The following is a 15,081-nucleotide window of genomic DNA, read 5'->3' on the forward strand; positions in this document are numbered from 1 at the left end:
AGACACTTATCTTTTTTGGTTTGCTCTACTTAAGAGTTCTGTGTACATCGATAGATACCGTTGAGCTTGGATTTGCATAGTAAATTCTTGTTCTGCTTTCTCACGAGCATGATGACAAAGTTTTTGATATCGCTCTGTGTTTTCTAAAACCCAAGTAATTCCGTAGCTCAAATCTTCTATCTTGTAAGGTTGAGCTAAATAACCATTTTTCTGGTGCTCAATCATATCAGGCATACCACCAATATGAAAAGCAATACAGGGGGTACCACAAGCAATAGCTTCCATTACAGTGTTCGGCAAGTTATCCTCAATTGAAGGTGCGATGAAAACATCTGCTGCCGAATAAACTAAAGACAATGAAACATCATCTGCTAATTTCCCTGTGTAATGAGTGCGAAAGCCTAGGTCAATCTGATTATCAGATTGTGAAGACCCAAATATAACTAGTTCTAATCTGTCTTGCCAAACAGATTTACTTAAATCTTGCAGTGCTGCTTGTAATAAAGTAAATCCTTTTCTCTTATGCTGTGTTGCATTAACTGCTCCAAAAACAATAAGTTGCTTATCTTGCGGTAGATTGAGTAACTCCCTTGCTATATGTTTATTGACTGGCTTGTATTTGTTAGTATCAAGACCATTAGGAATGACTTCTACTCGTGTATTTCGGAAAATAGAACTGGCTTGAGCACATTTAGCAAGCCATGAGCTAGGAGAGACAAGTGTAATATCAGCTTCTTGCCAAGCTCTAGCTTTACGTTGCCATTGCCAGCGAGATAAATCTCTTTGTTTTTGACTATTAAGTTGGGGACAAGCGCCACAAGAGTTCATGTAGCGATCGCAGTTCTGGCTATAATGACAGCCTCCCGTAAATGCCCACATATCATGAAGAGTCCAGACTATAGGCTTATTTAGCTTTGCAATGGTTTCAACCTCTAAATAACCATTACTAATCCAGTGCAGATTTAGGATATCAGGATTGAGTTGTTTAACTTGAGGACGGACTCTATCTGGAAGCCAAGATAAATAATAGTCAGTCAGTTCTCGCTGGGGATAAAAATTTAGCAGCAGTCTACTTAAAGATGGTCTAAGCTTGGCAATTCCCTTTTCTAACTTAGTGTGTTGAGCAATAACTGTTTTATCATCAGTATTTTTGGCTTGTACTAAAAGTTGGGAATTGATGCCTATACTGTGTAAACCTTGATGAAGTCGATATACAGCCCGACCAGCTCCTCCACTATCGTAAGTACTCATCTGTAAAACTTTCATATATCAATTTCCTCTTTGATCTAAATAATCCCTATTTTTTACCTTTGTAGACAAATTTAAAGCATTTTACTTTTTCAAAAATATTTAAAAAGGATCGAAAAAATGGATTTTTTTAATTAGTAGGGATAGAATTTTTGTATTTACTGAGTAAAGCTGTCATTTTTAAGCTACTAATTAAGATTCCAATTATAAACAAAATATCCCATCCTGCTTCAATGTAAGCATTAGAAATAAAGGCCCAAATACAATATCCGATAACACAACAAAATAATGTTTTCCCAAAAAGTGAAATTTCCTGGTCTTGAAAGATTGATAACTGAAAAGATTCTTTCAAGAGAGTAAGGAGAAATCCTAAGTATATAGAAAATCCAACTATTCCCCACGACACATAAGTCCAAACATATACATTATGTGAGGGAATAACTTCAAATGCGTTCTCTTCACCAGCACCTCTAACAATTCCATTGATACGACAAACATATTCCCAACCACGGGAGCCAAAACCAAAAAGAGGTGAATTTTCATATGTGTAATTACTAGTAGGAGTCCATACTCTCTCTACACGAAATCCCCAAGTTCCTTCACCCTCAGACTCCTTAGAAAAAGAAGATTCAGCAAAGCTAACAACATACAAATTGTATATCAAAATAAAAATAATAAGAAATGGAGCAAGTCTCGTAAAGTTTTTGATAGAAAAAGTAAAATGAAACAAAAATAAAAGAATTGGAAAAGTGATAAATAGCGCCGTTCTTGTTCCATTTATAAACAAAAGCGGAGGAAGATAAAGTAATAAGGCAACCTTTAATATTAGCCCTTTTAGACCTGATTTTTGTTTAATATAAAACAAGGCAAGCGGAAATAAAGTAATTAAGCTATTAGCATCTTCGTTCGCAGAAGCAAATAGACCGAAAATGTCCTTTTCCTGAGTACCATAGGAGGCAATGATACTAGATAAACTCTGAGATGAACGCTGAATCACTATTGGATACTGAACAATAGTTGCTAGAAAGACTAATAGTAATGTAATGAACAAAATTTTTCTAATTAAATGGGTTGTTTGACTGTTTAAGCTTAATACTGTAGATAGATACAGCAGAGACCAGAAAATATACTTTGTACAACCAGAAAGATGAGTTGGTACAGCTGCTGGAGGAATTGCTACGATTTGGAACAAAAAAAGTATAGGAAGTAGTAGCAATGGCCAGCCCATACTAACTGCGAATCTTATTCTCTTCTCGTCAACTTTTCTTAATTGCTCAATTAAAATAAGGACTAAAAGTGGAAGAAAAACTAGTCTTGTTGCTCCAATAACACCTAAATTAAGTTGAGGAAGCGATAAGATCAGATCACTCACTGCTAAAAATGTAGGAATGTAAAATATTTTAATTTTCATTTTTTATAAACATAATACATTTTTAAGCATTTTAGTTAATATTAATCCAGTTGATATCAAGTATTTATATATATTTTTTTTACCTTGAACGAATTCATTTTTACTTCCAAAAAATCTATCTTTACAGCCATTCTCATATTAATAGACTACAAATCATAGGATCGGCATTGCCCACCTTACATAAAACCGCTGTATAAAACACTTTTTACACTTTTATCCCAAAGGTTAGTTGGCTTTTATGATTTTTTTAATCCTCTGTTTAATAACTTGGAGTAAAGTTTGCTTAAACAGCGTTTTTTGTGTGAAATTATCTGCGTTTACATTGCTAACCATGAAGGGTGGATGCTTCAGAGGAAATTGCATTGCCTCTATAGGCATATTGATGTAAGGGCTTACTTTTTTAGAAGTGAAATGAGTCGATTCTAGACCAAAGCCAATATTAGAAATTAAATTTGTCTTGGGAATAATACCTAGACTACTCTGTATCCAGCAGGCAAATGTCCATTGAAAATCCCAAATTCCATCTGAAGGGTTTTCAAAAACAGACTGAAAAAGATTACTCCAATATTTGACTGCCTTATAGTCTCTTAAAATATCGTTCAGATAACCTTCCGCTTGAATCTGTGGCCAAAGCTTCATATCAATATCAAAGTGCTGCCAAGCACGTCTCCAGCTTGCCCAACCCCAGCAGTGGTTATAAATAGAAAAGTAGTAACTATCATTCGTTCGTCTATGCCCAAACTGATAATTTGACCCGGAAATTGAAGCGACTCGGGAATCATATCTATATTTATCAAGTAATTCTTCACAAAATGGGAAAAATGTAGGATGATGTACGCAATCGTCCTCTAAAATAATTGCCTCTTCAACATTGCTAAAAACCCAATTAATACCACTGGATACACGTTTGCCACAGCCCAAGTTGGTATCAGAGTAGTTTTTGATGACTTCGCAATTCCAATCAACTCGCTCTATAATTGCACGAGTGGCTTCGCACTTTTCTGCCTCACCAGGACGTTCGGGACGGGCTGCGTCTGCGATCACAAAAAGTTTTGGTGGTTTAGCTTGGCGAATTGCTTCAAATACTTTTTCAGTTGTATGAGGTCTTTTGAAGATGATAAATGCTACTGGAGTTTGCATAGAGAATTTTTCTTAAATATGATGATTATTTCGACAGTTATTAAATAAAGCTATAGTCTTCACAATCAAATATCTTAAGTAGGTCAACTTAATTAAACGTAAAATGTCATTACGAGCGTAACGGAGTGAAGCGCAAAGCGCACGCTAAGAGCGTTCGCGCAGGCTGTCCCCTTGGGACTCAGTAATCGCCAAAACTCTATCTTACGTTTTTCAATGTTGACCTACTTAATAATTACCAACTAGTTATATAAGACATAAAAGGCTTAGCTTTCTTAGCGAAGTCAAATTCTTCTGCAAAACAAAATCTAGCATTGTTAGAGAAAAAACTGTAATTGTTTAATATCCGTTCGATAGCTAATTGAATCTCAACAGGATCAGAAGGATTTTGGATAACAACGCCAATTTTGTATTTTTCAACCAGAGTAGATAGAGATTCCAAATTATTGACTAGTACAGGTTTTCCATATTTTAAATAAAAAGACAACTTTCCTGAGGCTTTAGCAATTTGACCAAAATTGTGATTTATATTTTTATAAAATGCCAATCCAATAGTTGCAGAATCAAATACTTCATTGAGCCTTTCAAAAGGCAGGGGTTGTAACGATAGAAAAAGGTTATGAGAGTTTGTTTCTCTCAATGACTTTATGTAGGGTTCTTTTACATCCCTTTTTTCTTTTTCGTGGAGAACTAATGCACTTCCATTGTTGATAAACCTAAAAGCAGAAGCTAATTCTTGAGAAAAAACTTCATCACATATCATCCCAGCTTGAATTATGATGTATGGAAAATCTTTATCACTCAATTTCAAGATATTTCTCAAGTAATTACTATCAGTGAAATTTTGATTGACATCATCACAAGACATAGTCGAATTAGGCAGGTAAAAGACCTTACTATGATGATAGTTATTAAACTCTCCAAGACTTTTAAATCTGTCCTCGTCTTGAATAATAACACACTCAGCTTTTCGATATGCCAAGCATTCCAACCACTTGATAATTCTAGCTAGCTTTCCAAAGTACTTTGGAGGATAAATTTCTAAAGAAAGATATGCAAACTTTCGCTTGAAAAAATAGAAATTTAGCAAAGATGCAATTGAACCATTTGCATCAACACCAATAATAATACTGTTCTTGGGTAAGATAAAGTCATAGTTTTTGAATGTATAAAAAGCAGATTGTAATAGAAATAAAAATAACTCTATTACTCTTACTAACATTCCTAGTTTAATAATGCCAAGAAATGTATAAATTCTATTGATTGCAGGTATGTCATATCCCTTTGGAAAATAAACAGCGACTGTCCGTTCATTGGGTATTTTGAACGTTGATAAGTTATGTTTGGTAGAATAGAGAAAGACACGGTACCCTTGCTCGCTAAGAGAGTTAACTAAGCTAATGATAGTTGGAGCAATACTTATATGTCCTTCATAAAAAAATATGCAGCACGATCTATTCATGGTTTATATTCCTCTTATCCACGAATGACAAAGTAAACGCCCCAAGTGTCAAACCCTGGTTCTCGATTGGTCATCCACTCCTGATATTCGAGTATTGTCATCTGAAATTTCTGCGACACCAATTCGATTTCTGGCTTAAACAGATAACGCATTCGGTGAGTTTCTTGAAGCTCATTAACCGAATTGCTGTTTTTGTCCTTAATAAAGACTTGGTAATTGACATCTACTAAATTTTCATTTGCATGCACTACTGGTTCTGCAATTCTGGTAACTAGTATTTCCTCATCTTCTAGACGTTTGACTCTAACTCTAGGACGTTCAGTTAACACTGCAGGTCCATACCATATATCAAAAACAAAAATTCCGCCTGGCTTTAAATGTTCCTTTACAGTAGTAAAAGCTGCCAGTAAATCCTCATTCGTAATTTGGTAGCTGATGACATGAAAAAGAGAGAGGATGACATCAAATGTCTGATTCAGCCTGAGGTGACGAATATCTCCATGAGTAAATTTCAGTTGAGAAGCTAATTCTGGATGAAGTTGGGAGAGGCGGCTGTCAGCTTTTTGTAACATTTCTTGACTCAAATCCACCCCATGAATTTGGTACCCTTCCTTTGCTAGGAGAACTGCATGATTTCCAGTACCACAGCCTAACTCTAGAATATTCTGTGCATTTGGTGCATGAGTTTGAATTAACTGTTGAATAAACTTCGTTTCTCCAACATAATCCTTGTCTCGGTAGAGAATATCATAGTAACGGGCATAGTTGTTAAAAATACTCATAATAATCAAGCCTTTAGTTTGAAGTACAATCCGTGATAAAAGGGAACTGACTTCTCTGGATCATATGGAATGATGATACAAGAGTCATTTCTATCTTCCCAAATATCAACTAATTCATAGCCTATTTTACTAAATTGCTCTATAAATTCTATTTGATTAAACACGTATTGTGGGTAGAAGACCTTACCTCCATTTTGTAAAGTTACATACTGATTACCATTGTATAACGGTAAACGATTGAGTAACAAATGCTTAGGCTTGTGATACAGAGAAAGCGAGCTTGCCAAGTTCTCTACATATTGAATTGCACCAGAAGAAATAAAAATTTCTTTACCCTTAACATCTTTCAAATCAACTGTGAACTCTAAATTTTCAACAGAACGTTTCTTTGCTAGAGTTATACCATGATTTACTATTGCCGGTACATCACAAACCATCCATGTTAAATCTTTTGGATACTCTATGTACTTTGCGTAAGAATAAAAATGAATACCAACATTGCCACCAAAATCAAAAATTGTTTTGCCTTGATTATGATGAAAAATCGAAGTTAACCAGAAAATTATTGGATAATCATAGGAAGCAATAACACCACCACTATTCTCCCAGTTATTATCCTCTAGCATTTGCTGGTATTCTTGAGCAAGTTCTGCACTATCATACCCAATACTTTTTGTCTGAGGTGCTGATTCTATGGCTTCTTCAAATGTCTGAAAGACGCCAGAAAAACAGCCGTAGCAATCTCTAGCAAACCGATGCTTATACTGCTTTTCTTGAAAGAATCGGTAAATCGGTTTAGCAAATGGAATCTGCTTGATAATCTTCTTCATTTCAAAATATCCTTAACTGCCAGTGCGACCTGTGTCATTTGTTCATCTGTAAGTGCGACTCCGCTAGGAATATAGAAACCTCGACGAGCGATGTTTTCTGCCACTGGGCAAGATTCTTCTTCAAACAATCCCATCTTTCTGAACACAGGTTGTTCATGCATACACCAAAAGAAAGGACGAGTACCAATCTTGTGCGCAGCAAGATACTGCATCGCTTCTTGAGCGTCAAACGCTACATTGTCTTTTAAAACTAGACCGTACACCCAGTATATATTTGTTGCATATGTAGCGCGCGGCAACGGTAACTGTACGTCAGGGATATTCGCCAGTAACTCTGTGTAAATTTGTCCCATCCGTCGCTTACGTGCTACAAACTCATCCAAACGCTCTAACTGAGCAACTCCAATCGCTGCTTGTAAGTTAGTCATTCGCATATTCCAACCCAACTCTTCATGCACAAAGCGTTTTTGAGGTTGAAAGCACAAATTGCGTAAAGAACGGCAACGTTCTGCCAACTTCTCATCATTAGTCAGCAGCATTCCCCCCTCGCCTGTGGTTATGTGCTTGTTAGGGTAAAAACTGAAGGTACTGATAGTGCCTAAGCTACCACAAGGGCGTCCTTTATAAGTTTGACCGTGCATTTCGGCAGCATCTTCTATAATATGCAGCCCATACTTGTCGGCTAAGTCCGACACTTGATCCATATCTACAGGTAGCCCATAGATATGAACAACCATAATGGCTTTTGTCCTGGCTGTAATTTTGTCCTCAATCTGGTTAACATCCATATTACAGGTGTGCGGATCACAATCTACAACTACCGGTACAGCACCAGCACGGACAATCGCAGCCGCACAAGAAATAATCGTGAATGTGGGGAGAATCACTTCATCTCCAGAGCCAATTCCTAATGCTGCAACTGCTGCATCAAGAGCAACAGAACCATTGCAGACAGCTATTCCATATTTGCATCCCACACTGGCAGCAAATTGTTCTTCAAATTGTTTAACAAACGGTCCTTCAGAAGAAATCCAACCAGTTTCAATACACTCAAATAAGTATTTATTTTCGTTTCCGTTTAGCAGTGGTTCGTTGACTGGAATTGGCTTCATGGCTTACTCAACTCCAGTATCTTAGCTTCCTGTGCTGAAATGCCCACAAACCGGGTTTTATCCCGGTCTCCCAAATAGGGACCTTGTTTAACCTCAATCATCTCAATTTCTTCAAGCACCTCAAAACCATGCCCGCCTGTGACTAGAAGAATAACATCACCGCCTTCTAGGATACGGCTTTCTAGATACTTCTGTTGATCGTTGTAAAAGTCAACACGCAACTTACCTCTTTTAATAAAGAGAACCTCTTGAGTATAAAGCACTTCACGAGGTACGGGATTATGGACGTGAGGCTGAATAATTTTTCCCTTTGGATGACGCATATATGCTAATTGCTGGGAAAGTTCGTTGGGTGTGAAGAAGTGAATCCCTGGTTTGTCAAATTTATTGGAAATAATCACAGCAAGTAACTGATCGTGGTAGATGATTTGTTCCATCATGATTCATTAAAGTTGAGTATCGGTAATTGATAATACCACTACCGTTATCTAAAAAGACAGCTTAATGTCGATCTTTACGCATTGTTCAAAAATTGCAAAAGCATATGCTCAAACCCTTATTTATCATCAGTGGAATTAAGTTTTTTGCTCTCAACAGAATTTATGACATATTAGCTATAATCTTTTTCACAAACATGCCTTAGATTGTTCGATTGAAATAAAGTCGAGCTAGGAGTTCTGGCTTTTGATAAGCAGTAGTCTAAAGCATTAATACTCTCTATCAAGTAGTTAGTCTTGAGAATTAATTGCAGTTTTTTAGTTTGTAGCATATTCCAAATAAGTACTTAGATTAAATTCAGGTAAACATTTCTATAAAATTTGGTTAAAGTCTTTACTCATACAGAATGGAATCAGAAGCACATAGCCAGAATGTGATTTCATTGAATTTTTAGTATTTATTATTTAAAGATTATTTAAAGAAACATTCAAGATGAGATCGTTTGTCCCAAGACCACCTCTCGATAACTTCCTGACTTGACTATCCTTCCATGTTCAAGTACATAGATGCGATCGCAATGTTCTACAGTGGAAAGTCTATGAGCAATAAGGATTAAGGTTTTTGTACGACTCAATGACCGGATTGCCTCAGAAATTAGGTTTTCTGTTTCATTATCTAATGCTGATGTAGCTTCATCTAAAATTAAAATCTCTCTTTGGTGGTAAAGCGCTCGAGCAATTCCTATCCGTTGACGCTGACCACCAGACAACCGCACCCCACGTTCTCCAACAGAAGTTTTCATTCCATCAGGGAGTTGCAAAATCAATTCTTCAAGTTGAGCAGTTTTAATTGCCCTTTGCAATTGTTGTGAATCAATTTGATTATCTGGGACACCAAAAGCAATATTCCTTTCAATCGTGTCGTCCATTAGAAAAATTGATTGAGGAATATAGCCAATCATATTTTGCCAATAGCGTAAATTGTCATTATAAATCGATACTCCATCAACTTTAATGTCTCCATCATTAGGTATCAATAAACCTAAAATAACATCTACCAAAGTCGTTTTTCCTGCTCCAGATTTACCAATTAAAGCAATCGATTCACCCTTGTCAATAGTTAAGTCTAAATTATTTAAAGCTTGTTTTGATACGTTAGGATAACAATAATTAAGTTGCTTTATACTTATTTTATCTATAAAATTTAGTTTCTTTAAATTATTTGATTTTCTAATAAATTCTTCTGGTTCGGATTTATACAAAACATCGATGTAATTGATACTCTTTAATTTACTATTTTCTAATTCTTGTAAGTCAAAATACAATTTATTAAGTGAATAACTTGAATTTCTTAATGTACCTAGTGCAGACATTAATTGACTAGCTGCTGGAATTAACCGAATAGAGGCAACAGCGAAAATACTTAAAATTGAAATTAGGTTTTGTGGATTTTGATTGAAGACTAAAGATATAGATATGAAACATACTATAAATGTAACTAGAAGTGCCTCAATTGCAATACGTGGTAAGTTTTGAAAAACTTGAAATAAACTACCTGTCAATGCGTGTCTTTGAGCTTGTATGTTCATCTGACTCTCAAAGTACGATTCGCAACCTATAACTCTTGTTTCTTTTAATCCTCCTACACTATGATTTATAATCCGAATCATTTCAGTATCTGATTCACTTCCTTCTTTACCCCAATAAGCCATCTTGTCTTTAAATCTATTATAAAAAGCAAATGCCAATGTGAGCATTAACAAAATGCTGGCTGTTGCCGAAACATCTGTTTTAAGTAACAGAATTATTAAAGCAAATACAACAACAGAGTTTGCAGCAGTACTCAGAAGAGGAAGCGTTACAGAATAACAGAAAAGAAAAGTTTCGTGAATAATATTTTGAATTAATGAGGCACTATTTTTACTTAAGTGATAAGTATAATTAACTGTTAAATAACCATGCAGTAACCTGAGTCTAAGTAATCCCTGCTGAGTTAGACTGAAGTTAAAAATGTATCTTTGAACTTGGAAGTATAATAATGATTTAATGGCAAAAACAAAAATAATTCCCAATCCTAATAAAGCAATATATTGACTAGTAGATTTTAAACCTGAATTCACGTAGCCCCAATGTAACCAGGAGCTTTTAAAAACTAAATCTGGGTGTGTGGCTAAACTCATGAACGGTCCTACTAATCCAATACCTAAAGCATCCAAGACTGAAGTTAATAAAAACAAACATAATAAAACAAAAATTGTTCTTTTCTTCGCCGATATGACGTATAAAAACTTTGAAAGATATGTTTTCATCTTACTTGGTTAATGAATTGTCTTAAAATGTAATATTTTGCTTTCGTTTTTTGCCAAATGAACTATCTAAAAATGACAAGCGGCTTTTGATATGTCACAGCTTGATCCAAAAGGTTCAATGAAAAGCTAGCTAAACAAGGATGATTAGTCAGTTAGTAGTATTCATAAATTATGAGATTATTTTGTGATTATCTAAGTAATTACCTCAATAGTAATTGGTAGACGGTTTTGCAAAAAATTACCTCTACCAATAGTTCTTGATCAAGTCCGTCTTACAACTACAGAATTTTGAGATACACTACGACTCGACTCAACTGCTTCTTTCGTATAGTAAAAATAGCTGTCAGGCTCACCCTTGACATTCACACCATTAATTACCATACCCAACACATTGTGTCCTGACTGTTTCAAAAAGTCTCTAGCCGCATTGGCACTCGGAAAATCAACGACTCCTGGACGAACAACCCATAGTATACCGTCAACTAGATTGCCTAACACTGCAGCATCTGCGACTCCGCCTAAAGGAGCGGTATCAAAGATGACAAAATCATATTCTTCTGCAAACGAGCTAACAAGTGCAGCCATACACTTAGAGTCTAATAATGCTACTGGATTTGGAGGTACAACTCCAGCAGGAATAACGTGTAGGTTAGGCATCACTTCCTGTAAAGCTAGATCAAGGGTATCCGGATTAACTATGACATGACTTAGACCTACAGCATTCGTCAAATTCCAAATATGATGCTGGACTGGATGACGCATATCGGCATCGACCAGCAAAACCCGATGTCCCACTTGAGTCATCGCCATCGCTAAATTCGCTGCCACCTCAGATCTACCCTCACCAGAAACGGAACTCGTCACCACAATGACTCTTGGTTCTCTATCCGAACTTAGAAACTTCAAGTTAGCTTGTAGCATTTGGTACGCGTCACCAACAGGGAAGTGCGGAATGTCTCTGCCAATCACTCTGGGAATTGGTTGATCCACCTTTGACCTTTTAAAACTCTTCTTCTGATTTTTACCTGTTAAAGGTATGACCCCGAGTAAGGTGTATTTGAACAATTCCTTGGCTTGTTTAACTGTCTTAAGTGATGGGTCAATTGTATCTAAAGCAAAGGCAGCAATGGCACCAAACAAGACACCTAAAACTGCTCCAGCCCCTATAATCAGGATTTTTCCACTTCCAGTAGATTTATCAGGTACCAAGGCAGGGGAGATGACACGAGCATTTCCAATATTTTGATTTTCTGCTACTTGAACCTCTTGCAGTCTTGTTAAGAGTGTTTCGTAAGTCGTTTGAGCCGCTTTCAGTTTGCGCTCAAGTTCCCGCTGAGTCTGTTCTAGCCTGGGCAAGATATTTGCTCGCTCTTTGTAGAGAGTTCGTTGGTTTGACAATGTAGCGATTTGTTTGACGAAACCAACGCGTTGTGCTTCCATGCCAGCATAATCTTCCAGTAGCTTTTCTCGCAGAGAGCCATTCTGTAAATTCCCCAGGGAAATTTGCTGATTGCTACCAGTGACCTGCTTCATCCGCTGTTGTAGCACGCTGTTGAGAGCCGCAACTTTTTCTTGCAAGTTGACAATAATAGGGTGTTCTGGCTTCAAACGAGTACGCTCAACCGCAAGTTGGCTTTGTGCTTCCTGGAGTTGAGTCAGCACTTGCTGAATCCCAGATGCCTGAGTCAATGAGGAATTGATCACGGTTTGCTGCGAATCAATTTTTGCTTGAGCCTGTAATTTTTCTGACTTAGCAGTGACATCTTCTAGTTGAGCCTGGGCTTGAGAAATTTGATCATCTAACTTGGCGATCGCCTCAACTGCAGCAGTGGCTTCTTCTTGGAGAGTGATGATTTGATTGTTCTCTTTAAATTTGCGCAGCCCTGATTCAGCTTCTTTTACAGATACCTCTGTTGTTGGTAGTTGTTTTTGAATAAACTTGCGGGCGGAGACTGCCTCTTGCCGATTCGCTTCTATGTTATTTTTGATGTAAGCCTGCATGACCTTATTGACAACTCTAGCAGCCAGTTTTGGGTCTTTGTCAGTATAGGAAACCTGCAGGATTTCAGTTCCTTTGAGACTGCTGATTTTTAGTGAATTGGTTAATTCTTCAATTGTGATGCGTTTACCTTTCTCATCTCTAAGATTAAGTTCTGCAATGGTTTCCTGAATAACTGGAACAGATGCCACTATCTTTGCTTGAGTCTCAGACGGATTGCTTTCAGTAGTTAAAGCCTCAAGCCGTCCAATAGCTTCCCCCAAACCTGTTAGAGAGGAGGTACGGTTTGTCTTAATCAACAGGCTTCCTTCTGCCTTGTACGTGGGTTTTGATGAAAATGCAAGTAAGGATGCAATGATCACAACAACTCCACAAACTCCTACTGTAGGAAGCCAGCGTCTTTGCAGGATCAGCCAGTATTTTTGAAAATCTATTTCTTCAGAGTTTGGTACAGGCTCCATAGCAGACATTGATTTTCCTATTGTTTCCTATTGCATTTTATGATTGTTACTGTCTGACGCACTCAATCTCCAAAGTGGAAATCTTTACTTGCGTTATAGCTAAGCATCTTTGTATGTCTGCGAGTAAACTCGCCTACGGAAGGATTTCCCTCTGGATGAATGACCCCTATCGCTTGTTGCCAAAGTTCTGGAGATACTATCGATACCTCATAGATACAAATTTCCTTATTTTGAGTTTTGTTAACACGCTTTTTAACGTGATACCATTTGGTTTGTTGGCACTGATCACACCAAAATGCCTCCAACCACTCACCTTCCAAGGAAACCGCAGTCTTGGCTGCAATCAAAATCAAAGCATTCTGTCGGCTAAATCCCCGTTGCTGTAGTTGCCCTGCACGATCTGCAAGCAGAGGATACTTTTGACTGACGCTTTCAAGATAGCACCCATGAATTGGACAGTAGATAGCTCGTCTTTTTGAACGGTTTCGATTTCGCTCACACCTTCTATGCAATTTGACCTCCAGTTTCAGTAAATACACCTCATCAAAAAATATGTTAAATAAAATACGCTCAAGAAGACCGTTTTACTTAACATTTACTACTTCAAAATCGCCCGTATCATTAAAGTCAAATAAATAGTTACCTACAAACAGTTTAAAAATCAGTAGTGATTTTCTTCGGATATTTTCATTAGAGCAATAGACATCTCCGAAAACTAATCTCAAACCCTCACATGTCAAGGATAATGTTTTATTTATGGAGATGTCTAATAGAAAATTTTTATCATTTCTCATAAATAGTCATTTGTGACTCACTTATATGAAATTGAAAAAACACTCGATTGCCAAGAAAATAACCTGTTAATGAGGTAATAAGCAAAGTCTTCTATGTAACATAAAAACATTGACTTCACTGGATAACTTGTGAGGTTGAACGCTTTTGATTTTAGTTACACTATTTCTCTGATTCGGCCTTGTGATAAAGGCTACGTTGGAGGAACTGAGATCAAAAAGGCCATCAAAGTCCAACTCCGCACATAATTCATCAGATATTTTACTACAACGATATATCCAGTAATTCGATGCCAGATAGTCTATAGAGATTGCTACGATTTTTATTAAACTCTACATAAACTAAGTCCTAAATAATGCATGAGCTGAATATAGTTGATAACCAGTGATATTTTACGTGTAATCAACGTCTTTTAAAGTATAACAGATCTCTGTTGTCATTTTTTTGTAAGCATAACTTTGTTTTAAATTCTCTCAAAAATTCTAGATGTTGTACAAATTGTTACTATCGTAAGCCTGAGTCAATGGAGAAAAACTTTACCAAACAGGTTGCCAGAAATGTTCAGGTTTTAATTAAGTAGTAATTGTTGCAAGTAATTGTATCGTACTACATATTGCTTTGCAACTAGGTTAGTCAGGTCTAATATTTAAACCATTGATAGAACTGTTGAAAAATTCATCATTATGACTGTTAAATATTCCCTAGTCATGATATAAAGTTTAATTGTTTGACTAACTTTCTGTATACTAGCAGGAAATTATACGCAGCTATATAAAAATATGACGAAAATATATTTCTGATTTTTCTAAGTTCTTGAACTTTCGTTTAAAAAAAACATTAATTTAAACAGTAGAAATAAGGAGAATCCCAAATATGTACATTCACTGAATGGGTTATTACTGAGTATTAAAAAAACAGAAACCTCAAAAATGCGTCGGACGAATAATTTTATGAAATTTTGATTTTTAAAGTGAATATGTATTAAAAATTACATCTATCAAAAACATCAAAAACACGGTGAAGATACTGGTTGAATTAGATCTCAATTATAGTGTTATTGACATCCTAAATTATAACGATCACAAGAGCAAGGGGAGAGTG

General features: G+C 36.4%; 11 protein-coding genes. All 11 read right to left on the reverse strand.

What is annotated here, in order from left to right; genetic code table 11:
* Window positions 1–6 precede the first annotated feature (6 nt).
* Window positions 7–1,266 carry a glycosyltransferase family 4 protein gene (locus AC5590_RS09345; RefSeq protein ID WP_169263692.1) on the reverse strand — a complete coding sequence of 420 codons (1,260 nt, stop codon included), beginning with the start codon at window positions 1,264–1,266 and terminating at the stop codon, window positions 7–9.
* 112 nt (window positions 1,267–1,378) lie between these two features.
* Entirely contained in the window at window positions 1,379–2,659 is a 1,281-nt protein-coding gene (locus AC5590_RS09350) for an O-antigen ligase family protein (protein WP_169263693.1), read from the reverse strand.
* 225 nt (window positions 2,660–2,884) lie between these two features.
* Entirely contained in the window at window positions 2,885–3,799 is a 915-nt protein-coding gene (locus tag AC5590_RS09355; RefSeq protein WP_169263694.1) for a glycosyltransferase family 2 protein, read from the reverse strand.
* Window positions 3,800–4,031: 232 nt separating this feature from the next.
* Window positions 4,032–5,258, reverse strand: a complete 1,227-nt coding sequence (locus AC5590_RS09360; RefSeq protein ID WP_169263695.1) for a glycosyltransferase family protein — start codon at window positions 5,256–5,258, stop codon at window positions 4,032–4,034.
* A 14-nt stretch (window positions 5,259–5,272) separates the two neighbouring features.
* Window positions 5,273–6,040, reverse strand: a complete 768-nt coding sequence (locus tag AC5590_RS09365; RefSeq protein ID WP_169263696.1) for a class I SAM-dependent DNA methyltransferase — start codon at window positions 6,038–6,040, stop codon at window positions 5,273–5,275.
* 5 nt (window positions 6,041–6,045) lie between these two features.
* Window positions 6,046–6,870: a methyltransferase, TIGR04325 family gene (locus AC5590_RS09370; RefSeq protein ID WP_169263697.1), complete on the reverse strand. Its 825-nt coding sequence runs from the start codon at window positions 6,868–6,870 to the stop codon at window positions 6,046–6,048.
* On the reverse strand, window positions 6,867–7,982 hold the full coding sequence (locus AC5590_RS09375) for a DegT/DnrJ/EryC1/StrS family aminotransferase (protein ID WP_169263698.1): 1,116 nt from the start codon (window positions 7,980–7,982) through the stop codon (window positions 6,867–6,869). Before AC5590_RS09375 ends, AC5590_RS09370 begins: the two co-directional genes overlap by 4 nt.
* The gene (locus tag AC5590_RS09380; RefSeq protein WP_169263699.1) at window positions 7,979–8,422 is read right to left on the reverse strand and encodes a cupin domain-containing protein; all 444 of its coding nucleotides are present in this window, start codon (window positions 8,420–8,422) and stop codon (window positions 7,979–7,981) included. Before AC5590_RS09380 ends, AC5590_RS09375 begins: the two co-directional genes overlap by 4 nt.
* Before the next feature lie 485 nt (window positions 8,423–8,907).
* Window positions 8,908–10,728, reverse strand: a complete 1,821-nt coding sequence (locus AC5590_RS09385) for an ABC transporter ATP-binding protein (RefSeq protein WP_169263700.1) — start codon at window positions 10,726–10,728, stop codon at window positions 8,908–8,910.
* A 261-nt stretch (window positions 10,729–10,989) separates the two neighbouring features.
* Window positions 10,990–13,188: a GumC family protein gene (locus AC5590_RS09390; RefSeq protein WP_211178314.1), complete on the reverse strand. Its 2,199-nt coding sequence runs from the start codon at window positions 13,186–13,188 to the stop codon at window positions 10,990–10,992.
* Window positions 13,189–13,250: 62 nt separating this feature from the next.
* Window positions 13,251–13,700 carry a hypothetical protein gene (locus tag AC5590_RS09395; RefSeq protein ID WP_169263702.1) on the reverse strand — a complete coding sequence of 150 codons (450 nt, stop codon included), beginning with the start codon at window positions 13,698–13,700 and terminating at the stop codon, window positions 13,251–13,253.
* Between the last annotated feature and the right edge of the window lie 1,381 nt (window positions 13,701–15,081).

The sequence above is a fragment of the Brasilonema octagenarum UFV-OR1 genome, from assembly GCF_963888615.1.
Lineage (GTDB): Bacteria > Cyanobacteriota > Cyanobacteriia > Cyanobacteriales > Nostocaceae > Brasilonema > Brasilonema sennae.

What these genes read in the sequence shown, in the direction of transcription:
- AC5590_RS09355 (WP_169263694.1), bottom strand. Translation starts at nt 3,799, where the DNA reads ATGCAAACTCCAGTAGCATTTATCATCTTCAAAAGACCTCATACAACT.
- AC5590_RS09390 (WP_211178314.1), bottom strand. Translation starts at nt 13,188, where the DNA reads ATGGAGCCTGTACCAAACTCTGAAGAAATAGATTTTCAAAAATACTGG.
- AC5590_RS09350 (WP_169263693.1), bottom strand. Translation starts at nt 2,659, where the DNA reads ATGAAAATTAAAATATTTTACATTCCTACATTTTTAGCAGTGAGTGAT.
- AC5590_RS09385 (WP_169263700.1), bottom strand. Translation starts at nt 10,728, where the DNA reads ATGAAAACATATCTTTCAAAGTTTTTATACGTCATATCGGCGAAGAAA.
- AC5590_RS09375 (WP_169263698.1), bottom strand. Translation starts at nt 7,982, where the DNA reads ATGAAGCCAATTCCAGTCAACGAACCACTGCTAAACGGAAACGAAAAT.
- AC5590_RS09380 (WP_169263699.1), bottom strand. Translation starts at nt 8,422, where the DNA reads ATGATGGAACAAATCATCTACCACGATCAGTTACTTGCTGTGATTATT.
- AC5590_RS09345 (WP_169263692.1), bottom strand. Translation starts at nt 1,266, where the DNA reads ATGAAAGTTTTACAGATGAGTACTTACGATAGTGGAGGAGCTGGTCGG.
- AC5590_RS09365 (WP_169263696.1), bottom strand. Translation starts at nt 6,040, where the DNA reads ATGAGTATTTTTAACAACTATGCCCGTTACTATGATATTCTCTACCGA.
- AC5590_RS09370 (WP_169263697.1), bottom strand. Translation starts at nt 6,870, where the DNA reads ATGAAGAAGATTATCAAGCAGATTCCATTTGCTAAACCGATTTACCGA.
- AC5590_RS09360 (WP_169263695.1), bottom strand. Translation starts at nt 5,258, where the DNA reads ATGAATAGATCGTGCTGCATATTTTTTTATGAAGGACATATAAGTATT.